20 protein-coding genes are annotated in these 23,900 nt (G+C 49.0%); 11 read left to right on the forward strand and 9 right to left on the reverse strand.

What is annotated here, in order from left to right; translation table 11 throughout:
- Positions 1–75: 75 nt before the first annotated feature.
- Both KUA49_RS11980 and KUA49_RS11985 read right to left on the reverse strand, forming a co-directional pair.
- On the reverse strand, positions 76–747 hold the full coding sequence (locus KUA49_RS11980; RefSeq protein ID WP_218411802.1) for a YggS family pyridoxal phosphate-dependent enzyme: 672 nt from the start codon (positions 745–747) through the stop codon (positions 76–78).
- A gap of 87 nt (positions 748–834) precedes the next feature.
- Complete coding sequence (locus KUA49_RS11985) at positions 835–1,341, reverse strand: DUF4494 domain-containing protein (RefSeq protein ID WP_203040969.1); 507 nt, start codon at positions 1,339–1,341, stop codon at positions 835–837.
- A gap of 301 nt (positions 1,342–1,642) precedes the next feature.
- Between KUA49_RS11985 and KUA49_RS11990 the strand changes: the two genes are divergently transcribed.
- From KUA49_RS11990 to KUA49_RS12005, 4 genes are all read left to right on the forward strand, one after another.
- On the forward strand, positions 1,643–2,854 hold the full coding sequence (locus KUA49_RS11990; protein WP_203050602.1) for a pyridoxal phosphate-dependent aminotransferase: 1,212 nt from the start codon (positions 1,643–1,645) through the stop codon (positions 2,852–2,854).
- Between the two features lie 3 nt (positions 2,855–2,857).
- Positions 2,858–4,105 (forward strand): ABC transporter permease, encoded by a 1,248-nt coding sequence (locus tag KUA49_RS11995; RefSeq protein ID WP_203050601.1) that lies wholly within the window; start codon positions 2,858–2,860, stop codon positions 4,103–4,105.
- A 193-nt stretch (positions 4,106–4,298) separates the two neighbouring features.
- Positions 4,299–5,966 carry an AMP-binding protein gene (locus KUA49_RS12000; protein WP_218411803.1) on the forward strand — a complete coding sequence of 556 codons (1,668 nt, stop codon included), beginning with the start codon at positions 4,299–4,301 and terminating at the stop codon, positions 5,964–5,966.
- A 15-nt stretch (positions 5,967–5,981) separates the two neighbouring features.
- On the forward strand, positions 5,982–7,658 hold the full coding sequence (locus tag KUA49_RS12005) for an AMP-binding protein (protein ID WP_412178579.1): 1,677 nt from the start codon (positions 5,982–5,984) through the stop codon (positions 7,656–7,658).
- Between the two features lie 60 nt (positions 7,659–7,718).
- On the opposite strand, the gene KUA49_RS12010 is transcribed toward KUA49_RS12005, so the two are convergent.
- Both KUA49_RS12010 and lepA read right to left on the reverse strand, forming a co-directional pair.
- A complete protein-coding gene (locus KUA49_RS12010) occupies positions 7,719–8,318 on the reverse strand; it encodes a Crp/Fnr family transcriptional regulator (protein ID WP_218411804.1) in 600 nt (199 codons plus the stop codon).
- 40 nt (positions 8,319–8,358) lie between these two features.
- Complete coding sequence (gene lepA, locus KUA49_RS12015; RefSeq protein ID WP_218411805.1) at positions 8,359–10,152, reverse strand: translation elongation factor 4; 1,794 nt, start codon at positions 10,150–10,152, stop codon at positions 8,359–8,361.
- A gap of 101 nt (positions 10,153–10,253) precedes the next feature.
- Between lepA and KUA49_RS12020 the strand changes: the two genes are divergently transcribed.
- The gene (locus KUA49_RS12020) at positions 10,254–10,640 is read left to right on the forward strand and encodes a hypothetical protein (protein ID WP_218411806.1); all 387 of its coding nucleotides are present in this window, start codon (positions 10,254–10,256) and stop codon (positions 10,638–10,640) included.
- A 41-nt stretch (positions 10,641–10,681) separates the two neighbouring features.
- Here the strand turns inward: KUA49_RS12020 and KUA49_RS12025 are convergent, their stop codons facing one another.
- From KUA49_RS12025 to KUA49_RS12040, 4 genes are all read right to left on the reverse strand, one after another.
- A complete protein-coding gene (locus tag KUA49_RS12025) occupies positions 10,682–10,960 on the reverse strand; it encodes a TIGR03905 family TSCPD domain-containing protein (RefSeq protein WP_218411807.1) in 279 nt (92 codons plus the stop codon).
- A 5-nt stretch (positions 10,961–10,965) separates the two neighbouring features.
- Entirely contained in the window at positions 10,966–11,709 is a 744-nt protein-coding gene (locus KUA49_RS12030) for a YebC/PmpR family DNA-binding transcriptional regulator (RefSeq protein WP_218411808.1), read from the reverse strand.
- 74 nt (positions 11,710–11,783) lie between these two features.
- Positions 11,784–14,252: a phenylalanine--tRNA ligase subunit beta gene (gene pheT / locus KUA49_RS12035; protein WP_218411809.1), complete on the reverse strand. Its 2,469-nt coding sequence runs from the start codon at positions 14,250–14,252 to the stop codon at positions 11,784–11,786.
- 219 nt (positions 14,253–14,471) lie between these two features.
- Positions 14,472–16,802 carry a transglycosylase domain-containing protein gene (locus KUA49_RS12040; protein ID WP_203040978.1) on the reverse strand — a complete coding sequence of 777 codons (2,331 nt, stop codon included), beginning with the start codon at positions 16,800–16,802 and terminating at the stop codon, positions 14,472–14,474.
- A 137-nt stretch (positions 16,803–16,939) separates the two neighbouring features.
- Between KUA49_RS12040 and pyrB the strand changes: the two genes are divergently transcribed.
- The 4 genes from pyrB (at position 16,940) to KUA49_RS12060 (ending at position 20,655) form a co-directional block, all read left to right on the forward strand.
- Positions 16,940–17,887, forward strand: coding sequence for an aspartate carbamoyltransferase (pyrB, locus tag KUA49_RS12045; RefSeq protein WP_203040979.1), 948 nt, complete (start codon positions 16,940–16,942; stop codon positions 17,885–17,887).
- Positions 17,888–17,919: 32 nt separating this feature from the next.
- Positions 17,920–18,384 carry an aspartate carbamoyltransferase regulatory subunit gene (gene pyrI / locus KUA49_RS12050; RefSeq protein WP_203050588.1) on the forward strand — a complete coding sequence of 155 codons (465 nt, stop codon included), beginning with the start codon at positions 17,920–17,922 and terminating at the stop codon, positions 18,382–18,384.
- Between the two features lie 129 nt (positions 18,385–18,513).
- Positions 18,514–19,794, forward strand: a complete 1,281-nt coding sequence (glyA, locus tag KUA49_RS12055) for a serine hydroxymethyltransferase (RefSeq protein ID WP_203050586.1) — start codon at positions 18,514–18,516, stop codon at positions 19,792–19,794.
- Between the two features lie 114 nt (positions 19,795–19,908).
- On the forward strand, positions 19,909–20,655 hold the full coding sequence (locus KUA49_RS12060) for a DUF5020 family protein (protein ID WP_203050584.1): 747 nt from the start codon (positions 19,909–19,911) through the stop codon (positions 20,653–20,655).
- 224 nt (positions 20,656–20,879) lie between these two features.
- Here KUA49_RS12060 and KUA49_RS12065 read toward each other — a convergent pair whose 3' ends face one another.
- The gene (locus tag KUA49_RS12065; protein ID WP_218411810.1) at positions 20,880–21,749 is read right to left on the reverse strand and encodes a GIN domain-containing protein; all 870 of its coding nucleotides are present in this window, start codon (positions 21,747–21,749) and stop codon (positions 20,880–20,882) included.
- 930 nt (positions 21,750–22,679) lie between these two features.
- Here KUA49_RS12065 and KUA49_RS12070 point away from each other — a divergent pair.
- Positions 22,680–23,123, forward strand: a complete 444-nt coding sequence (locus KUA49_RS12070; RefSeq protein WP_218411873.1) for a hypothetical protein — start codon at positions 22,680–22,682, stop codon at positions 23,121–23,123.
- Positions 23,123–23,725, forward strand: coding sequence for a zeta toxin family protein (locus KUA49_RS12075; RefSeq protein ID WP_218411811.1), 603 nt, complete (start codon positions 23,123–23,125; stop codon positions 23,723–23,725). The genes KUA49_RS12070 and KUA49_RS12075 overlap by 1 nt, the downstream gene beginning before the upstream one ends.
- Positions 23,726–23,900: the final 175 nt, after the last annotated feature.

Genomic DNA, 23,900 nt, shown 5'->3' on the forward strand with positions numbered 1-23,900 from the left:
CATATCTGCCAGTGCCGAACAGAAAAGTCATATCATTAAAAAATCTATTATACCCTAGGAAATATTTCCTAAATCTTAATATACCCTAGGTCCGAAGATGGTGGTACCCACACGAACCATCGTGCTGCCGTGCTTGACGGCGATGTGATAGTCGTGACTCATGCCCCAGCTGCGCTCGCAGAAGGCAGGAGAATCGGCGAAATACTTCGATTTTACTTCATCAAAGAACTCAGCGGCAGCATCAAACTCACGGGCTATCTGCTGCTCATCGTCCGTATTCGATGCCATCATCATCAAACCGCAAATCTGAACATGAGACAACTCGCGCCACTCACCAGCTTCCAGAAGCTCGCGGCAGGCATCCAGTGACAATCCCGATTTCGTATCCTCCTCGGCAATATGAAGCTCCAGAAGAATCTTCACCACACGGTCGTGCTTCGCTGCCTGCTTGTTAATCTCCTTCATCAGTTTCAGGCTATCCACCGATTCAATCATGGAGATATAAGGGGCAATGTACTTCACCTTGTTGGTCTGAAGATGACCGATGAAATGCCACTCTATGTCCTTAGGCAGGGTCTCCACCTTCTTGGAAAGCTCCTGCTCATGGCTCTCGCCGAAGATGCGCTGACCTTCGGCGTAAGCAGCCTCAATATACTCGTTGGGATGAAACTTGCTGATAGCCACCAGACGGACACCGGCAGGCAAACTGCCCAACACCTCATGAAGGTTTCCTTTTACATCATACATTTTTCAATTAATAATTTATAATTAATAATTAATAAATGATTCCTTAGCCATTTGCTCTTGCCGGAAGTATGACATCAGGATATCTATTTACTCGGCTTTGCCCTGCTCGTACTCTGGAACGTCGTTCTTCTCCTCCTTCTTCTCGCCAGGAGCGTGGTGCTCGAATACATCCATCAGCTTGGTCTCGTTGAGACCCACGATGTCGTAATCAATCATGGTCTTGCCCATCACCTCGTCGATATAGCGCAGTGCACGGGCCAATGACTTAGCCTGAACCAGGTAAGTAACGTTAGAACGCTTCTCCTTCTCACTCTTCTCATCGATGGTGATAAACTGCAGCTTAGCCTTGTACCACTTGTCGTCATCATCCAGGTCGCTGAAGAAAATCTCGCCATAGCAAGCCTTGCCGATGCCGCTCACCTTCAACTCGCCACTCACGTAAACAGACATCTCGTCGATGATGGCGCTCTCAGCCTCGGTGAAGCTTAAGGCATCTACAACGTAAGCCTCAGATACAACCTTCTCTGAACCATCTTCCATGGTCTTCTGATATTTAACTTTAGTCTCAAACCAAGTGCTTGTTCTACTTCTCATAATTTCTTTTCCTTTTCTTATTTTTTTTAATTTTCGTTTATTTTCTACTCTTGTCCTCCCGTACCTTATTATATAAGGTAGCCGGAAAAAGGCGCAATTGTGATGCAAAGTTATAAAAAAGAATGCAGAAGAACAACAGAATAAAGAGTTTTTTACTAAAAAATGATTTTTTAACCGAATCTATTACGATTTTTCAATGAAATTGCTTACCTTTGCAAGCGAATTGCGAAAAGTTGGGATTTCGATTTAATCGATTACACAACCCTCGCTATGGATAATTAACAGATAGAATTTTTAAAAGATGCCTGAAATATCAGTACGCGGCCTCGAAATGCCTGAGTCACCTATCAGAAAGCTGGCTCCTCTGGCTGCCGCAGCAAAGAAACGTGGAGTTAAGGTCTATCACCTCAATATCGGTCAGCCAGACCTCCCTACTCCTCAATGTGGTCTCGATGCGCTCAAGCACATCGACCGCACCATCCTGGAGTATTCTCCAAGCCAGGGCTATCTCAGTTATCGTGAGAAGCTGGTAGATTATTACAAGAAATTCAATATCAATGTTACTGCCGATGACATCATCATCACATCGGGAGGTTCAGAAGCCGTGCTCTTCTCGTTCATGAGCTGTCTGAACCCGGGAGATGAAATCATCGTGCCAGAACCTGCATACGCCAACTATATGGCGTTCGCCATCTCGGCGGGTGCCAAGATCCGCACCATCGCCACGACCATCGAGGAGGGTTTCTCGCTGCCTAAGGTGGAGAAGTTTGAGGAGCTGATCAATGAGCACACCCGTGCCATCCTGATCTGCAACCCTAACAACCCTACGGGCTATCTCTACACACGCAGAGAGATGAACCAGATTCGCGACCTGGTGAAGAAGTACGACCTCTACCTCTTCTCTGACGAGGTTTACCGTGAGTACATCTACACCGGCAGCCCATACATCAGTGCGATGCACCTGGAAGGCATCGAGCAGAACACCGTGCTCATCGACTCTGTGTCTAAGCGTTACAGCGAGTGCGGTATCCGTGTGGGTGCCCTGATTACCAAGAATGCAGAGATTCGCAAGGCGGTGATGAAGTTCTGCCAGGCCCGTCTCTCTCCTCCTCTCATCGGTCAGATTGTAGCCGAGGCTTCGCTCGATGCTCCTGAGGAGTACTATCGCGATGTATACGATGAGTATGTGGAGCGCCGTAAGTGCCTGATTGACGGACTCAACCGTATTCCTGGCGTATACTCCCCAATTCCAATGGGTGCCTTCTATACCGTGGCAAAACTGCCTATCGACGATTCAGAAAAGTTCTGCCGCTGGTGCCTGGAAGAGTTTGATTACGAGGGCGAAACCGTGATGATGGCACCAGCCTCCGGTTTCTACACCACTCCTGGAGCCGGAAGAAACCAGGTGCGTATGGCATACGTGTTGAAGAAGGACGACCTGAACAGAGCATTGATAGTGCTTGCCAAGGCACTTGAGGCTTATCCGGGAAGAGTGGAGGATGAAGGACTGTAAGATATGAATTTTCCTCTATTTATAGCAAAGAAATTGTATAGCGACCAGGGCGATAAACGTAAAGTTTCTCGCCCTGCTATCCATATAGCCACCGCTGGCGTTGCCATCGGACTCGCCATCATGATCATGTCGGTATGCGTGGTGCTGGGATTCAAGCATACCATCCGCGACAAGGTGGTGGGATTCGGAAGCCACATACAGGTGGCGGATTTCATGACCCTGCAGCAGCAGAACCAGTATCCCGTGGTGATGAACGACTCCATGATGGGCGTGCTCCGAAAGATTCCGGGCGTGAAACACGTGCAGCGATTCGCCATGAAGGAAGGAATCCTCAAGACCGACAGCGACTTCCTGGGCGTTGCCTTCAAGGGCGTGGGACCGGAGTTTGACTCCACCTTCATCCACCAGAACATGGTGGAAGGAAGCATACCGAAGTTTGACGACAAGGCAAGTCACAACAAAATCCTGATTTCCAAGCTGATGGCCGACAAGCTGAAGCTGAAGAACGGAGAAAGAATCTTCGCCTATTTCATCGACGACAACGGAGTGAGAATGCGACGGTTCACCATCCAGGGCATCTATCAGACCAATCTGAAGAAATACGACGAGACGATGGTCTACACCGACCTCTATACCGCCGTGAAACTGAACGGATGGATGGACGACCAGACCAGCGGAGCCGAACTGACGGTGAACGATTTCGAGAAACTCAACGAGACGGAAGACTATATTATAAATAAGGTGAACCGCACCGTGGATCATTATGGCGAAACCTACAGCAGTGCCACCATCAAGGACTTGAATCCGAACATCTTCCAGTGGCTCGGACTGATGGACCTCAACGTGTGGATCATCCTCGCCCTGATGCTCATCGTGGCAGGCGTAACCATGATCAGCGGACTGCTCATCATCATTCTGGAACGCACCTCGATGATTGGCGTACTCAAGGCCTTGGGTGCCCGCAACCGCACCATCCGCCACACCTTCCTCTGGTTTGCCGTGTTCATCATAGGCAGGGGAATGCTGCTGGGCAACATCATAGCCCTGGCAATTCTAGCAGTGCAGTATTTCACAGGGGTGCTAAAACTCGATGCGCAGACTTACTACGTAAGTACGGTGCCCGTAGAGTTCAACTGGCTCTTCATCGTGGCGCTGAATGTAGCCACCCTGCTCATCAGCGTGTTCATGCTCGTAGCCCCAAGCTACCTCATCTCGCATATCCATCCAGCCAAATCGATGAGATATGAATAAAAGCTTCCATCCCATTATTGCCACCTCTAAATATGGTAATAATGGGATGAAACTTATACCTTTTTTTTCCGGTTTTACAATCAATTTTTCCGGTTTTACAATTAATTTGCCCCTTTATCAAAAATAGTGCACATATTTTTTTGTAGTGTGCAGTATTTTCCGTATCTTTGCACAAAATTTTGTAAATTGTGCAATGAATTCAATACCAAGTTTTAACTCGTATATTGAGAGAAGCATCATCAAGAACTGGAACCTGGATGCGCTCACCGATTACAAGGGAGCCACCCTGCAATACCACGATGTTGCTAGAAAGATAGAGAAACTGCACATCCTGTTTGAAAACAGCGATGTGAAGAAGGGCGACAAGATTGCCGTCTGCGGAAGAAATAGTAGCCAGTGGGCAGTAGCCTTCCTGGCCATTATTACTTACGGTGCCATCGTCGTACCTATACAGAACGAATTTAAGCCTGAGCAGATTCACAACATCGTGAACCACAGCGAGAGCAAACTGCTCTTCGTGGGCGATGTGGTGGCTACGGAAATCAATCCGGAAGAAATGCCTACACTGGAAGGCATCATCTATCTGCCAGACAATTCGCTCGTCATCTCCCGTTCAGAAAAACTGACCTACGCGCGTGAGAACCTCAATGCCATGTTCGGCCACAAATACCCAAAGTATTTCCGAGCTGAGCACGTAAAGTATCACGTGGATGATCCGGAAGAACTGGCGATGATCAACTACACCAGCGGAACCACAGGGTTCTCGAAGGGTGTGATGCTGCCTTACAGGGCACTGTGGGGCAATCTCGACTATCTCATCGACTCCGTGAGACCGAAGATAGGAAAGAACTGCAACGTCCTCTCTACCCTGCCGATGGCACACATGTATGGACTGATGACAGAGTTCCTCTACAACATCGTTGAAGGAAACCACATCTTCTTCCTCACCCGCCTGCCGAGCCCAACGCTCATCTCTGAGGCACTGGCTGAGATTCAGCCCGACATCCTCTTCGCCGTTCCGCTCGTGGTGGATAAGATTGTAAGAAAGGAAGTGTTCCCACATATCCAGACCAACCGTGCCCGCCTCCTGATGAACATGCCTGTCATCAGCAAGCGCATCAAGGAGAAGGTTCGCGAGTTCGTGCTCCGCAAGTTTGGCAATCGCCCTTACGAGGTGGTTGTGGGTGGCGCACCACTCAACAAGGAGATTGAGAACTTCTTCATCAGCGTGGGCTTCCCTATCGCCATGGGCTACGGAACCACCGAAACCGCTCCACTCATCACCTTCGCCCATCAGGACAACTATGTGGCAGGAAGCTGCGGCGTTGCCGTGAAGCACATGGAGGTGAAGGTACTGAGCGATGACCCTGAAAACGTGGCCGGCGAACTGGTTTGCCGTGGCATCAACGTGATGAAGGGCTACTACAAGAACCAGGAGGCTACGGATGCCGTAATCGATGAAGACGGATGGTTCCACACGGGCGACCTGGCTACGATGGACGCCGAAGGCCACTTCTTCGTAAGAGGAAGAAGCAAGAACATGCTGCTGGGCCCTAACGGACAGAACATCTATCCGGAGGAGATTGAAGACAAGCTCAACTCCATGCCGATGGTGAACGAGAGCATCGTACTCCAGAAGGACGACAAGCTCGTGGCACTGGTGCATCCGGAAATGGACGAAAGCCAGGAGATGGGATTCAGCCAGGAAGACCTCGTCAACATCATGGAGCAGAACCGAAAGGACCTGAACCTGCAGATGCCAAGCTTCGCAAAAATCTCGCGCATCCAGTTGCACGACACTGAATTTGAAAAGACGGCAAAGAAGTCGATTAAGCGCTACCTCTATCAGGACGCTATATAAAGAATAAAACGAGAAATGAATAAGAATATGGAAATTCCTAGCTTTAACGCACTTATACAGAAGAGCATCATAGACCATTGGGATATGGATGCCCTGACCGACTACAAGGGAGCCACCTTGCAGTATCACGATGTGGCACGCAAGATTGAAAAGCTGCACATCATGTTTGAGAACTCCGGCGTAGTGAAGGGCGACAAGATTGCCCTCTGCGGTCGTAACAGTGCTAATTGGGCGGTGGCATTCCTCGCTACCTTGACCTATGGTGCCATCGCGGTGCCTATCCTGCATGAGTTCATGCCTGAACAGATTCACAATATCGTGAACCACAGCGACGCCAAGTTACTCTTCGTGGGTGATGTGGTGGCTACTCAGGTGGACGCAACCAAGATGCCAGGGCTGGAGGGAATCATCTACATTCCAGACTACTCGCTCGTGGTTTCACGCACCGATAAGCTGACATACGCCCGCGAGCACCTCAACGAGATGTTCGGCATCAAGTATCCTAAGTACTTCCGCAAGAACCATGTAAGCTACTACATCGATCAGGACCCAGACGAACTGGCGATGATCAACTATACCAGTGGAACCACCGGTTTCTCCAAGGGTGTGATGGTTCCTTACCGTGCCCTCTGGAGCAATGCCGATTTTGCCGAGAATGTACTGGGCAAGAAGATCAAGGCAGGTGATTCAATAATCAGCATCCTGCCGATGGCCCACATGTATGGCATGGCATTCGAGTTTATCTTCGAATTCCTCAAGGGCTGCCACGTCTTCTATCTCACCCGCATCCCTAGCCCGGCCATCATTGCTGAGGCATTCGGCCGCATCAAGCCAGCAGTTATCATCGCTGTGCCTCTGGTCATCGAGAAGATTATCCGCAAGAAGGTGTTCCCTAAGATTCAGAACAACCGCATGCGCATGCTGCTCCACATGCCAGTGATCAGCAAGAAGGTGAAGGAGAAGATATGCGACCAGGTGAGCAACGCCTTCGGTGGCAACTTCTACGAGGTAATTATCGGCGGTGCTGCGTTCAACCGAGAGGTAGAGAACTTCCTGTATGGCGTAGGATTCAGATATACAGTGGGTTATGGTGCTACAGAGTGTGCACCTATCATCTGCTACGAGGATTACAAGAACTTCGTGCCGGGTTCTTGCGGTAAGGCAGCGCTCCACATGATGGTTCGCATCGACAGTCCAGACCCAGAGAATGTACCGGGCGAAATCCTAGCCAAGGGTCCTAACGTGATGCTGGGTTACTACAAGAACGAGGAGGCTACCAAGCAGACCATCGATGAGAAGGGCTGGTATCACACCGGCGACCTCGGAACCATGGATGGCGACGGCAATGTATTCATCAAGGGCCGCAGCAAGAACATGCTCCTGGGTGCATCGGGCCAGAACATCTATCCTGAGGAAATAGAGGATAAGCTCAACTCCCTAGCCCTCGTTGCCGAGAGCGTGGTGGTCCAGAAGGGCGAAAAGCTCGTAGGTTTGGTTTATCCAGATTTCGACGAGGCGCAGTCGCTGAACCTCGGCAGAAAGGAACTGGAGGATATCATGGAACAGAACCGCCAGGAACTCAACACGATGGTTCCAGGCTACAGCAAGCTGAGCGAAATCCGCATACACGACGAAGAGTTCGAAAAGACGCCAAAGAAGAGTATCAAGCGATACCTCTATACGGCGGAGTAATATCCAATAAACAAATGAGGGTGTGTCATTGTTTTATGACACACCCTCATTTGTTATAAATTATAATAATGTATTCGATCTGATTCTCGACAACGTTTCAGGCGTCATCTGCAGATAACTGGCGATATACGTAAGCGGCGCACGGAGCACCACCTGCGGATTCAGGTCGCACAGACGCTTGTACTTATTCGGTGCCGTCTCGAATCTCATCAGGTCGGCATGCACCTGCGACTGAATCAGACTCTCCTCCAATATCTTACGATAGAGCATCTGGATATTCACGTTACGCATGGCGGCAGCCTCCAGCTTCGCCTTCGGCAAGGCATATACAAGTGTAGGCTCAAGCGCCTCCACCTGCAATTTCGTAGGCTCTTCCTTGAAGAGACTTTCTATGCACATGAAGATGGAATGATCCACACCCAAATGTTCCGTCACTTCCTTGTCGTTCTTGAAGTAATACTGGCGGATCAATCCCTTCTCAATATACGAGATGTTCTTGCACACCTCGCCCTCAACCAGGATTTTCTCTCCCTTTCCATACTTGATCGGTTCCAGAATTGACTCCAGCACGTCCAACTCGCTATGAGTCATCGTACTGTACTTACGTGCAAGCTCTCGGGCTATGTCGCGCGTTGGGGTGATTACTTTAAATGCATTCATATTCATGTTCCTCCCATTATAAATTTCGGTTTAGTTCATATTAGTCTAACTTCAATACCGCGAGGAATGCCTTCTGTGGCACCTCTACGTTACCAATCTGCTTCATACGCTTCTTTCCCTTCTTCTGCTTCTCAAGCAACTTGCGCTTACGGCTCACGTCACCACCATAACACTTGGCGGTCACGTCCTTGCGCACCTGCTTCACAGTCTCACGGGCCACAATTTTGGCTCCGATGGCTGCCTGGATAGCAATGTCAAACTGCTGACGAGGAATCAAGTCCTTCAACTTCTCGCACATGCGGCGGCCGAAGCTCACGGCATTGTCGCGATGAGTCAAGGTACTCAGCGCATCCACAGGTTCTCCATTCAGGAGAATATCCAGTTTCACCAGGTCGGAATGGCGGAACGAATCGATGTGATAGTCGAAGGAAGCATATCCCTTGGAAATACTCTTCAGCTTATCGTAGAAATCGATTACAATCTCGCCCAGCGGCAGCATGAAGTGCAACTCCACACGGTTACCGCTCACGTATTCCTGATTAATCAATTCGCCACGCTTATCCAGACAAAGCTTCATAATCGGACCGATGTAATCGGCTGCGGTGATGATGGTGGCACGGATATATGGCTCCTCGATATGGTCAATCATCGTTGGGTCTGGCAATCCCGAAGGGTTGTGAACCTCCTTCTCGCCGCCCTGCTTGTCGTATACCATATAAGATACGTTAGGCACGGTGGTGATAACATCCATGTTGAACTCGCGGTCCAGACGCTCCTGCACAATCTCCATGTGGAGCAGACCGAGGAATCCGCAGCGGAAACCGAAGCCCAATGCCACGGAACTCTCTGGCGAGAAAGTAAGCGAAGCATCGTTGAGCTGCAGCTTCTCCAATGAGGCACGCAGATTCTCGTAATCGCTAGGATCGATAGGATAAACGCCGGCAAAGACCATCGGCTTCACTTCCTGGAAACCGGCAATCGCCTTCTCGCATGGTCGGGCAATGTGCGTAATGGTATCACCCACCTTTACCTCGGTGGCATTCTTGATACCCGAGATGATGTAGCCCACCTCTCCGGCACCCAGTTCCTTGCGAGGAATCATATCCATCTTGAGCACACCGATTTCATCGGCATCATATTCCATGCCGGTGTTAAAGAACTTCACCTTGTCGCCCTTGCGGATAACACCGTTCTCTATCTTGAAATAAGCGATGATACCACGGAAGGAATTGAACACGGAGTCGAAGATGAGTGCCTGCAATGGCGCCTTGTCGTCGCCCTTAGGAGCTGGCACACGGTTTACCACCGCCTCCAGAACATCCTCAACGCCCTCGCCGGTCTTGCCGGAAGCGCGGAGGATATCCTCATGCTTGCATCCGATGAGGTCAACGATTTCGTCTTCCACTTCCTCCGGCATAGCCGAAGGCATATCTATCTTGTTGATCACTGGAATGATTTCCAGGTCGTGCTCAATAGCCATATAGAGGTTAGAGATGGTCTGCGCCTGGACACCCTGAGTGGCATCCACGACCAAGAGCGCTCCCTCGCAGGCTGCGATGGAACGGGAAACCTCGTAAGAGAAGTCTACGTGTCCCGGAGTATCGATGAGGTTGAGGATGTAAGTCTGTCCATCCTTTGCCTTGTACTCCATCTGGATGGCGTGGCTCTTGATGGTGATACCACGTTCCCTCTCCAGGTCCATGTCGTCAAGCATCTGTCCCTCAGTAATCTTGATAGTCTGAGTCTTCTCCAACAAACGGTCTGCCAGGGTACTTTTACCATGGTCGATATGTGCAATAATGCAGAAATTTCTTATTTTATTTATATTCTCCATATAATTTTCTCTCTTTAGACTGCAAAGATACTTATTTTTTTTGTATCTTTGCACAAAAGATTGAAAATAATAGAGTTTTTTAGATAAAAAAAGGAAAAATCATGAAGAAAAAGTTGATTTACATCGGTATTTTCGCTTCTTTGCTGGTTTCTTGCACCGAAAGTCTGGAAGATAAGGCGGCGAGAGAGGCGAAGGAATATACGGAAAAGTACTGCCCTACTCCCTACGTGAACGACAGCCGTACGGATAGTGCCACCTTCGATAAGACCACCAAGGTTTACACCTATTATGTAACCCTGAGAAACAAGGCTGACAACAAGCAGGCGATTGATGCCAACAGGGAAAAGCTGCATAAATTGCAGAAGGAGGCGCTGGATAACAACCCGGGCTTGAAGAAATACAAGGAGGCGCATTTCTCCTTCCGCTTCATCTATCATTCAGAGAAAGATCCGAAGCAGGTTTTGCTGGATGACAGTTTCAAGTATTAGAAAAGGCACGGATTACGAGTGTAATCCGTGCCTAAAAACTCTTAATATCCCATTTCCTGCAAGGCTGTGGCCAGCTGGTCTGGACAGCTTGTAGGCTTGTTACCACAAGTGATACCCTTCAGTCGGACGATGACTTCCTTGGCCTTCATGCCCTGAATCAAGGCACAAACGCCCTTGGTGTTGCCATCGCAGCCACCGATGAACTGGGCATCCTGCACAGTTCCATCTTCATCAACACTGATGCAGATGTATTTTGAGCAGGTGCCATGAGTCTGATAAGTTACTTTTGTCAACTTATCTTTCTTTTCTTGCTGCAACATAAGGCTTATTCTGCGTCTGCAGGAATCTCTGGCTTCATGTTGGTGTAAACAGTCTGAACATCGTCAAACTCCTCCAACTTCTCAACCATCTTGTCGATAGTCTCGCGCTCCTCAGCAGTAACATCCTTCAAATCGTTAGGAATGTAGGTGAACTCAGCACCCGTTACCTCGAAGCCCTCAGCCTCCAGGTGCTTCTGAATCTCGCCGAAGCTTGTAGGAGCACCGTAGATAGTGATTTCGCCAGTCTCCTCGTCCTCATCGAACTCGTCCTCTACGCCGTAGTCAATCAGGTCGAGAATCATCTCGTCCATATCCAGACCATCCTTCTTCTTGAATGTGAACACAGCCTTGTGGTCGAAGAGGAAAGACAAAGAACCTGTTGTACCCAAGTTACCGCTGAACTTGTTGAAGATAGAACGAACGTCAGCCACTGTACGGGTTGTGTTATCTGTCAATGTATCAACGAACACAGCAACTCCGTGAGGGCCATATCCCTCGTATGTCACCTCCTTGTAATCGCTGGTATCCTTGCCACAAGCGTTCTTGATGGCACGAGCGATATTATCCTTAGGCATGTTCTCACGCTTACAGTTAGCGATGATAGCACGCAATGTTGGGTTGTTCTCTGGCTCTGGACCGCCTGCCTTCACTGCAATAGCAATCTGCTTACCCAACTTAGTAAATGTCTTGGCCATGTGGCCCCATCTTTTCAGCTTTGTAGCTTTACGATATTCAAATGCTCTTCCCATTGGAATAAAATTTTAAATGTTTATCGTTTTTTAAATATAATATTATCTTAATTCTGCATTGAGCACCTTCTGCATTATCTCAATTCTGCGTTGAGCTTGCCTGTGAGGTTGGCAATGAGCTTCTTCATGATGGCATCAATCTGCTTGTCGTTCAATGTCTTCTCCTCATCCTGCAGGATGAAGTTCACGGCATAGCTCTTCTTGCCCTCTGGCAGGTTCTTACCCTCATATACGTCGAAGAGTACCACGCTCTTCAGGAGCTTCTTCTCGGTCTGATGGGCAATCTGCTCAATCTGTGCAAACTCTACGTTCTTGTCAACGAGCAGTGCAAGGTCGCGGCTCACAGATGGATACTTGCTGATATCTGTGTAAGTAAGGTTCACCTTCTTCACGGTCTTCACCACGTTATCCCAGTGAACATCAGCATAGAATACATCCTGCTCAATGTCGAATGCCTTCTTCAGCTTGTTGCTCAGGATACCCATCTCTACCAATACCTTTCCGGCACGGGTCTCGTAGTTCACGCCCTTGGCAAAGATGTTGTTGTCGCTGTGCTTGATAACCAGGTTGTTCTGTGGCATACCCACACGGCGGAGGATATTCTCTACCACTGCCTTCAGCTCGTAGATGTTGCTCTGCTCATCTGCATGAGCCCAACTGCCCTCTACACGCTTACCGGTGATGAAGAGTGACATGTGAGCCTCCTGGGAGTAAGCCTTGATAGGACTCTCCTCGCTCCACTTCTCCTTATTATATAAATAGGTGTTACCCACCTCGAAGAACTTCAGGTTCTGGCTCTTGTGGTTGATGTTGCGGGCTATGCTCTCCAAACCGCCGAAGAGCATGGTCTGGCGCATCACGCCGAGATCAGCACTCAATGGGTTCATCACCTTCACTACATTCTCCAAAGGATACTTGTTCAGCTCCAGGTCTGTGTAGTAGCTGGTCTTGCTCAGAGAGTTGTTGAGAATCTCCATGAAGCCCTCGCCTACCAACTGCTCTGCCACGAGGTTCTGGCTGTGATAAGCCTTGTCCTCATCGCCCTGAACTGTCAGGGAACTCTTCAACTGGGTTGGAATCTCCACATTATTATATCCGTAGATACGGAGGATATCCTCTACCACGTCGCAAGGACGCTGAACGTCTACACGATAGGCAGGAACCAGAAGGTCGATGCCCTCAGCATCTTCCTTCACGATCTTCATCTCGAGAGATGTGGCGATATTCTTGATGGTCTCAGCACCAATCTCCTTACCGATGAGGCGATGCGCATACTCATAGTTCAGGCGAACTGGGAAATCCTGCATTGGCTCTGGATATACATCCTTGATCTGCATGGAAATCTTGCCGCCAGCCAACTGCTTGCAGAGGATGGCAGCCTGCTTCAATGCATAAATCTGTCCGTTTGGATCTACGCCACGCTCAAAACGATAGCTGGCATCTGTGCTCAAGCCGTGACGGCGAGCGCTCTTGCGAATCCATGTTGGGTGGAAGTAAGCACTCTCCAGAACCACGCTCTTGGTGGTCTCGTAAGTACCTGAACCCTTACCGCCGAAGATACCTGCGATACACATTGGCTCCTCAGCATTGCAGATGCTCAGGTCGTGCTCACCCAGGGTGTGCTCCTCGCCATCCAGGGTCACGAACTTGGTACCCTCTGGCTGGGTGCGGACAACAATCTTATGACCGGTAACCATGTCGGCATCGAAGCAGTGCAATGGCTGGCCGTATGCCATCATGATGTAGTTGGTGATATCCACGATATTGTTGATTGGACGCAAGCCGATAATGTTCAGCTTATCCTGCAACCACTTAGGGCTTTCCTTCACCTCGCAGTCGGTGATGCTTACGCAGGCATAGCGCTTGCAAGCCTCGGTGTTCTCAATTTCTACATCGATAGGAAGATCCTCGTTGTCTACTACGAATTCATCGCAAGATGGGCGATGCAGACTGGTTTCATAGCCGTTCTGCTTCAACCAGGCATAAAGGTCACGAGCCACGCCCCAGTGGCCGAGTGCATCGGCACGGTTGGCAGTGATATCAATCTCGATGAGCCAGTCGCTCTCCAGGTGATAGTACTCGGCAGCAGGCTGACCTACAGGTGCATCCTCAGGGAGCACGATGATACCGTCGTGAGAAGTACCCACGCCAATCTCATCCTCAGCGCAGATCATACCCAAGCTCTCCACACCGCGCAGCTTGCTCTTCTTGATGGTAAAACTCTGGTCGCCGTCGTAGAGCACGCAGCCCAGGTCGGCAACGATTACCTTCTGACCGGCAGCTACGTTTGGCGCACCGCAGACAATCTGCTGTGGCTCGCCCTTGCCCAGGTCAACGGTTGTAACGTGCAGGTGGTCGCTGTTAGGATGCGCCTCGCATGTCAACACTTTACCTACGTAAAGACCTTTCAGTCCACCCTTGATAGACTGAACTTCCTCCAAAGCGTCCACTTCGAGTCCGCAAGAGGTCAGCGCATCGGCAGTCTCCTGTGGTGTCAGGTCGAAATCGACGTATTCTTTAAGCCATTTGTATGAAACGTTCATTATAATGTTTTTTTATTATTTTCTCATTGTCAGATGCCAGGGCTTGCAGCCAGCATTCATGCCCGCAGCGCACTATTGCCCTAAAACTTTGCAAAAATACAAAAAATATTGCAGATAAACAAAAAACATCCGCCATTTTTGCACTATTTAAAAGAAATAGGTGCAAAAATGGCGGATAGCCTTTTTTATGATGCCTTGGGGAATACGCCCCCAAGCCTTTTATTCAAATACTTCGTCGATGGCATCCACCTTCTCAAAGGTGTCCTGCTCGCCGCCGCTGCCCGCATGATAGCATGGGTTGTAATCGGCTGGCATATCGAACTTCACGGTAGGACTGTAGCCCAGCGATGGGTCGGCATAAACCTTCTTCATGAAGATAGCCCAAATAGGCAATGCCATGGTGGCACCCTGACCCATACTCATCGAATCGAAGTGGATATCACGCTCCTCGCCACCTACCCAGCAACCGCTCACCAGCTGCGGCGTAAAGGCGATGAACCAACCGTCACTGTTGTTGTTGGTGGTACCCGTCTTGGCACCAATCTGTCCCTCCAGTTTATATCTGTAGCGCAGGCGGCCGGCAGTACCGTTATCCACCACACCCATCATCATGTAGAGCATCTTCATGGCGTTGTCGGCACTGATCACCTCGTTCATTCTCGGCTGGAAGGTAGCGATGGTGTTACCCTCGTTGTCCTCGATGCGGCTCACGAACATCGGAGCCGTACGGATGCCGTGGTTGGCAAAGGCGGTATAGGCACTCACCATCTCGCTCACGCTCACCTCGCACGGACCCAGACACAAGCTCATAGAAGCATGAATATCAGGGTTGTTGATACCGTAGTCGTGCAAGAGCTGGACAAACTGCGACGGGTTCAGCTTGCTCATCAGATAAGCACTTATCCAGTTGTTACTCTGCGCCAATCCCCAGCTCAGCGGCACCATCTGGCCGTATCTCGAATGGTTGGCATTTCTAGGCGTCCATGGTCTGCCAGCCACCATGTAAGTCTGCTGGCGGTTAGGTGCCATGTCGCAAGGCGAGAAGCCGTTAGACATCGCCAGACTGTAGAGGAATGGCTTGATGGTAGAACCCACCTGTCTTCTTCCCAGACTCACCATGTCGTACATGAAGTGAGTATAGTCCAATCCTCCCACATACGCCTTCACGGCACCCGTCTTAGGGTCCATACTCATGAAACCGCTGCGCAGGAAGGTCTTGTAATAACGGATGGAATCCAGCGGACTCATCACCGTATCGATATCTCCGTGATAGGTGAACACGGTCATCGGAATCTTCTTCCTGAAGGCTGCGTGGATTTCGTCAGCCGAGAATCCATCCTCCTTCATCTGGCGATAGCGCTCGCTCTGGGTCACGCTGCGGTTCAATATCACCTTAATCTGCTGCGGCGTCAGCTTGTCGCTGTATGGCGAACTAGGCTTGCGTGCCACCTCCTTGCTGAAGGCTGGCTGCAGATAGCGTGCCACATGCTGATACACGGCCTCTTCGGCATATCGCTGCATGCGGCTGTCGATGGTGGTAAACACCTTCAATCCGTCGCTGTAGATATTGTATGGCGAACCATCCTTCTTATAGTTCTTGTTGCACCAGCCAAACAATGGGTCGGTGTTCCAAAGGATGGAATCGGTTACAAACTGCGCATAGTTCCACGATGCATAATCCTTTCTCTCAGGGCGGGTAGCCATCATATATTTGCGCAGATATTCACGCAGATAAGTGGCAGAACCGTCCTTGTGGTCGGTGCGGTGGAAGTTGAGCGTGAGTGGTTCAGCCGCATACTGGCTGTATTCGCTGCTGCTCAGATAGCCCGCCTTCTCCATCTGCGAGAGCACCACGTTTCTTCTGTCGCGGGCACGCTCCGGATAGCGCACTGGGTTGAAGAGCGACGGGTTCTTGCAGAGTCCGATGAGCGTAGCTGCCTCGGTGAGGGTCAGGTCTTTCGGCTCCTTATTAAAATAGGTGTTTGCCGCCGTTTTGATGCCCACGGCATTGTGCAGGAAGTCGAAGTAGTTGAGATAGAGAGCCAGGATTTCCTCCTTGGTATAGTACCGTTCCAATTTCACGGCGATGACCCACTCTATCGGTTTCTGCAGCAGTCGCTCCAGCGTGCTCGATGCCTTTTCGGAATAGAGCTGCTTGGCAAGCTGCTGCGTGATGGTACTTCCACCTCCGGCATTGGTCTGTCCCAGGATGCCGCGCTTCACGATGGCACGCCCCAGCGCACGGAAGTCGATGCCCGAATGCTCGTAGAATCGTTCATCCTCCGTGGCAACGAGTGCCTTTATTAAATAAGGTGACATCTTCTTGTAAGGAATCACGATACGGTTTTCCTTGTTCAGGTTCCATGTACCAAGCACCTTCCCGTCGGCAGAGTACACCTGCGTGGCGAATCTGCTGATAGGATTCTGCAAATCCTCGATGTCGGGCATGTAGCCAATCCAGCCAAACCAGATGGCCATGAAGGCAAGTGCCACACTCACGATTCCGGCGGCAAAAATGCCCCATAACGTATAGATAAAATGTCTTCTCATTGTCTATTTCTTCAAATACATTGTCTATTTCTTCTAATATTTGTGCAAAAATACATAAAACTTTTGAAATATCGCACATAAATCAGAAATTATATGTAACTTTGGGGGCGATTTTAGAACATTCAATCAAAATTCAAATGGAAAAACATAATTTTGTGACAATTGCAGACCTCTCGAAGGAGAAAATCATGTACCTCCTCGAAATGGCGCAGGAGTTTGAAAAGCATCCTAACAGGGAGCTGTTGAAGGGAAAGGTCGTTGCGACCCTTTTCTTCGAGCCTTCTACTCGTACACAGCTCAGTTTCCAAACCGCAGCCAACCGCCTCGGTGCCCGTGTCATCGGCTTCTCTGATGCCAAGACTTCCAGCACCACCAAGGGCGAAACGCTCAAGGATACCATCCTCATGGTGAGCAACTATGCTGACGTCATCGCCATGCGCCACTTCATCGAAGGCGCAGCACAGTATGCCAGCGAGGTGGCTCCAGTGCCTATCGTCAATGCAGGCGACGGTGCACACATGCATCCATCACAGTGCTTGCTCGACCTCTACTCTATCTTCAAGACCCAGGGTACCCTGGAGAACTTGAACATCTATCTTGTGGGTGACCTCAAGTATGGCCGCACCGTTCACTCACTTATCACCGCCATGCGCCACTTCAACCCTACCTTCCACTTCATCGCACCTAAGGAACTTGCCATGCCTGAGGAGTATAAACTCTACTGCAAGGAGCATAACATCAAGTACGTGGAGCATGAGGATTTCAACGAAGACGTGATTGCCGACGCCGACATTCTCTACATGACCCGTGTGCAGAAGGAGCGTTTCAGCGACCTGATGGAATACGAGCGCGTCAAGAACGTGTATATCCTGAAGCGCGACATGCTCTGCAAGGCGAAGGAGAACATGAAGATCATGCATCCGCTGCCACGTGTGAACGAGATTGCATACGATGTGGATGACGATCCACACGCATACTACATCCAGCAGGCACAGAACGGTCTCTATGCCCGTGAGGCTATCTTCTGCCACTGCCTCGGCATCACACTGGAGGATGTGAAGAACGATAAGACCATTATTGAGTAGTTTATAGTTAATAGTTTATAGTTAATAGACAGATGGGAAACAATAAAAGTCAATTAGTGGTTGCGGCTATCGAGAACGGTACCGTAATCGACCATATACCAGCCGAAAAGACCTATCAGGTAGTGAATCTGCTCCAGTTGGAGAAGATGGATACTCCTGTCACCATCGGCTACAACCTGCCTTCCAAGAAGATTGGCAAGAAGGGTATCATCAAGGTGGCAAACAAGTACTTCACCGACGAGGAAATCAACCGCCTCTCTGTGGTGGCTCCTAACATCGGACTGAGTATCATCAAGGACTACGAAATCGTGGAGAAGAAGACCGTGAAGACTCCAGACACACTGAAGGGCATCGTAAAGTGCAACAACCCTAAGTGTATCACCAACAACGAGCCTATGCAGACCCTCTTCCACACCGTAGACAAGGTGCAGGGCATCGTGCGCTGCCACTACTGCGACAAGGAGCAGAAACTGGGCAAAGTGGAGCTTTGCAAGTAGTTTTTCAATAGAAATATAACAAAAAGTAAGCAATATCACTCAAAATACTTCAATTTATTTGGTAGTTTGAGAGATATTGCTTATTTTTGTACCCGAATTCATTAATATCAACCATAAAAAGTATAAAGAATGGTAAAAGATCAAGAGATTTTCGACTTAATCGAAAGAGAACATCAGCGTCAGCTGAAGGGTATGGAGCTGATTGCTTCTGAGAATTTCGTAAGTGACGAGGTGATGAACGCTATGGGTTCTTACCTTACCAACAAGTATGCCGAGGGTCTGCCTGGCAAACGCTACTATGGTGGCTGCCAGGTGGTGGATATCGTGGAGAACCTCGCCATCGAGCGCGTCAAGAAACTCTTCGGCGCTGAGTATGCCAACGTGCAGCCTCACTCAGGTGCACAGGCCAACGCAGCCGTTCTGCTCGCCGTTTTGAAGCCGGGCGATACTTTTATGGGACTGAACCTCGACCACGGTGGCCACCTCTCTCATGGTAGCCACGTCAACACTTCGGGCATCCTCTACAACCCTATCGGCTACAACCTGAACAAGGAGACGGGCCGCGTGGATTACGACGAGATGGAGAAGCTGGCGCTGGAGCACAAGCCTAAGCTGATTATCGGTGGCGGTAGCGCCTACAGCCGTGAGTGGGATTACGCCCGCATGCGCAAGATTGCCGACGAGGTGGGTGCCCTCCTGATGATTGATATGGCTCACCCAGCCGGACTCATTGCAGCCGGACTGCTCGACAACCCATTGAAGTATGCACACATCGTTACTTCTACCACCCACAAGACCCTGCGTGGTCCTCGTGGCGGTATCATCCTCATGGGTAAGGACTTCGAGAATCCTTGGGGCTTGACTACCAAGAAGGGCGAGGTGAAGAAGATGAGCATGCTCCTCAATTCAGCCGTATTCCCTGGCCAGCAGGGCGGTCCGCTGGAGCACGTCATCGCTGCCAAGGCAGTAGCCTTCAATGAGAACCTGCAGCCTTCATGGAAGGAGTATGCAGCTCAGGTGAAGAAGAACGCAGCCGTGCTGGCTGACGACCTGATTGGTCGCGGTTTCGGCATCGTGAGCGGTGGTACCGACAACCACTCCATGCTCGTTGACCTGCGTTCAAAATATCCAGATCTTACAGGTAAGGTAGCCGAGAATGCTCTCGTTGCTGCCGATATCACAGTAAATAAGAATATGGTTCCTTTCGATTCCCGTTCAGCCTTCCAGACCTCAGGAATCCGTCTCGGAACAGCGGCCATGACAACCCGTGGCGCCAAGGAAGACATGATGCACCTCATCGCAGAACTCATCGAGGAAGTGCTCAATGCTCCTGAAGACGAGAAGGTGATTGCCCGTGTTCGCGAGAAGGTGAACGAGACGATGAAGGACTATCCGCTATTCGCCTATTAGGCGATCATTTGTTTTAATAGTTTTTAGGAGGCTGTGGATGTGATATCCGTGGCCTCTTTTTTGATTTTCAAGATATCATTTAAACAACATTTTAATATTTAAAGAAAAAGATTTATGAAAAAGCTGAAAAGCCTGGTTCTCATGGCATTGGCATTGCTTCCTGCAAGCAAGGCATTAGCCCAGACCAACGCTCAGGTGCTCTATGATTTCGGCACCGACCGCAAGTATGTAACTTTGACATTGGAGATGTTCAAGCAGGACAAATGGGGAAGCACGTATTTCTTCGTTGACCACGACTTCAACTACGACAAGATGGACCCCAACAGCGACAATGTTTCCCTGGGCGGAACCTACACCGAGATTTCGCGCGCGCTGAATTTCTGGAAGGATTCAAGCCTGAAAAACTGGAGTCTGCATGCTGAGTACAATGGCGGTATCACCAAGAACTACCCTATCAACAACGCATGGCTCTTTGGTGTGGAGTATCTCATTCACGATGCCACCTACAAGAACACCCTGAACCTGGATGTGCTCTACAAGACCATCCGCAAGAAAGACCAGAATGTTCCGATGCAGCTGACAGCCGTATGGACCTGCAACGACCTCTTCGGCGTAAAGGGATTGAAGTTTGACGGCTTCGCTGATTTCTGGTGGGAGACTCACGCCACATTCGATGGCGACGGACAGGCAAAGACCCGCCACACGGTATTCATCACCGAGCCACAGCTCTGGTACAATGTAGGTCAGCACTTCGGCTGCGAGAACCTGAGTCTGGGTGGTGAGGTAGAGATTACGAATAATTTCGGTAGCACCGATGGAGCAAAGGTTCGCCCTTGCCTGGGTATGAAGTGGGACTTCTAAGGACTGCTGATAGCTTGACGAGAATTGCTTGAAACAAGCATTTTTTACTTCTCTCTAACAACTTTTGTTCAAATTTGAGCAAGTTAGCTTCCGCTAGTATAATATATTATATAATATATATAAAAGAAAAATATATAAAAGAAAATATATAACTATACTAGCGGAAGCTAACTTGCTCGTTTGTTTTTTTGAAAGTCAGATTATCTTCCGACTTTCAGTCTTCCTTATCTTCCAACTTTCAGTCCTCCGTCAGAGATGCTTCCCACACCATCCTTGTGACGGGTATATTTGCCGGTAACGCCGCTCAGATGCACGCCGCCAACACCATCCAGATCCACGTTCAGAACCTGGCAATCCACCTTGGCGCTAACCTTGCCCACGCCATCATTGTTGATCTTCAGATTTTCGCCCTTAAAGAAATCGAGCGTTACGGAGCCTACACCCTCGTTATCCACCTTCAGGTCGCCCATAGCCACGCGACCCACTTTAACGGAGCCTACGCCTTCGTTATCAATCTTCATCACATCGCCCTTGGCATCATCGATGCTGACGGAACCCACACCTTCGTTGGTAACATCCAGTTTGTTGGCGAGAATCTTGTCGATGTTAACGGAGCCTACGCCCTCGTTATCGATTTCCAGTCGGTCGCTGTTGATGGTCTTGGCATAGAAGGAGCCCACGCCTTCCTGTGTAATCTTCACCAGGTCGGGGCTGGTGATATAAATCTTGAGCCTATTCTTTTCTGAGCTGCACATGGCAGGCACCTTGAGTCTTCCGGTGAGACCGATCTTCACCTCGCCGTCACGATAAACCACTTTGAGTTTCTCCTTGAGTTTCTCTGCGAACTCAGCATCCTTGATGGCAGAGTAATCCAGTCGAACGCTGCATTCATCGCCATTGTTCTGTGTATAATAAACGCTGGCAACCACATCCACGTCGATTGCCTTGAAAGGTTTCTCTCTCAAATCATCCTGCACATAGTCCAGTCCTCCCTTCATTTCAGAAGTGGTAGTAGACCCCATGCTGCAGGAACAGAAGCCCATAGGGGCAAGTAACAAGGCGGCAGCCACCGCCCAAAAACCAAATTTCTTCATATCTTTCCAATTTTACGTTTCTAAATTCTGATGGTTAGACGAAAGAAGTTGCAGGAAAGTTGCAGGGAAAAGAAGAAATTTAAAGAAAAAAAAATCAAGTTTCGCAAGTAACCTCCAGTCCCCGAAGGGGGCCAACTTTCAATAACCGCTGGTGGAATGACCAAAGGTCATGGAACCTGCGGACAACCAATAGTAGGGAGAAAGCGTCCCCAAAGGGGGCGAACCACATCCAGCCTTGCTCCTGTTCGCCCCCTTCGGGGACGATAAGAGAGTATCTGTAACTATCCGCAGGTTCCATTCCCTTCGGGCATTCCACCCGCGGTTATTCACATTCGCCCCCTTCGGGGACGGTAGAATGCTACTTGCGAAACTTCAGAAAAAAAGAAGTAAGCCTCATTCCGAATCGAAGTAAGCCTCATTCCGAATCGAAGTAAGCCTCATTCCAAGTTGGTTTGAGCCTCATTCAACCTTTACGTGAGTCTCAGTTAACCTTTACTTAAGCCTCATTCTAGCTTCAAGTAAGCCCCATCTCAGTGACTTACAGAGAATCCTCAGTGACTAACAGAAATTTCTCAGTGACTAACAGAGAATCCCCAACAAGCCATTGGCGAAATGGAGTCAAAACAGAATCGAAATCGAGTCGAAAATGGTGAAGGCAGGGTGTGATGTGAACCCTACTCCCTAAAAAAACTATATTATTTCATATAAAAACCTATATCTAAAACCCTGATATTCATTTCCTTTACCTTTAATAACACGCTGTATATACAAAGTTCGGAAGCATAGGGTTCACATCACAGGCAAAAACAGGGGTACCCAACCAACACCCCAACCCATAAAAAACCTGTTTTTCTCGAAAAAAAGCCGCTTTTCCTTGTAGGTTTCACAAAATAATCGTATATTTGCAGCGGTTTTAAAACGAAGAGAATTATGACAGCATTAGAGTTACAATCAGAATACCAATCACTCGTCAGCAGAATAGCCAACGAGGATTACGAGACGATAAGCAAGGCAGTCAAAGCACTGAAGAAAATATTGTCTCCCAACAAGGCTGTGTCTACCAACAAGACAAAGACTAAGAAAATAACCAGGGCAGACTTAGTTATAGACCCAAGAATTGCAGCCATGACTAAAGGCATCAACTCACCAGAGTCGTTCGACTACAAAAATGAATATAATTATGATTTCATAAAAAAAGAACTAAATAGCTATCGCTTGACAAGCATGGAAGAGCCAACAGACGAGATGCTGGCCCAGATTATGCATGAGGCTGCGGAAATCTACAACAGAGAAAACCAGGAAGCCCATGACAAGCTCTTTGCCAACATGCAAAAAATGGCAAAGGAACAACGACAAAAATTCAACTTGAACTAATGGACACAAAACAACATAAACCAGTTCTCATAGTCATTGCGGGACCAAACGGATCCGGAAAGACTACCATAACCAGCCGAGTTCTGCAACACGACTGGCTAGAGGACTCGCTCTATATCAACCCCGACAATGTAGCCCAACACATGTTTGGCGACTGGAACAACCAGGAAGCCGTTTTGAAGGCTGCCCAATATTGCCAAGAGCAAAGAGAAGAGTGCCTGAAAAGCAAACATAGTATGATTTTCGAGACTGTCATGTCAACAGACGAGAAAATAAACTTTATCCAAAGAGCGAAAGAAGCCGGCTTCTTCATTCGCCTCTTTTTCGTTGGAACTTCATCTCCAACCATCAATGCTTCAAGAATTGCAGCAAGAGTCATGAAGGGTGGTCACGATGTTCCAATCGCAAAAATCATTTCAAGATACGCAAAGTCCATCATCAATTGCGGAATAGCATCACAATACGCCGACCGCACCTACGTCTACGATAATTCTACAGACGGCGTAGAGGCCCAGCTTCTCTTCCGAATGACCGACGGCAAGGTGTTCAAGGAGTACGTAACGGAAATACCGGAATGGGCACAGGGCATCTCTGGCAAGTAAATACTCCCTCGTTATCGTGCACAACAAGTCAACATGGTGGCAATCAGCACAAAACACGAAAAATTAAGCTTATTTAACGCAGAAAATTGTCTTGTTTTGGAAAATTTACATTAAATTTGCACCCGATAATAGCAGGTATGAGTAAAATAGCGTAGCAACTAAATACACTATCAAG

The sequence above is a fragment of the Segatella copri genome (assembly GCF_019249655.2).
GTDB lineage: Bacteria > Bacteroidota > Bacteroidia > Bacteroidales > Bacteroidaceae > Prevotella.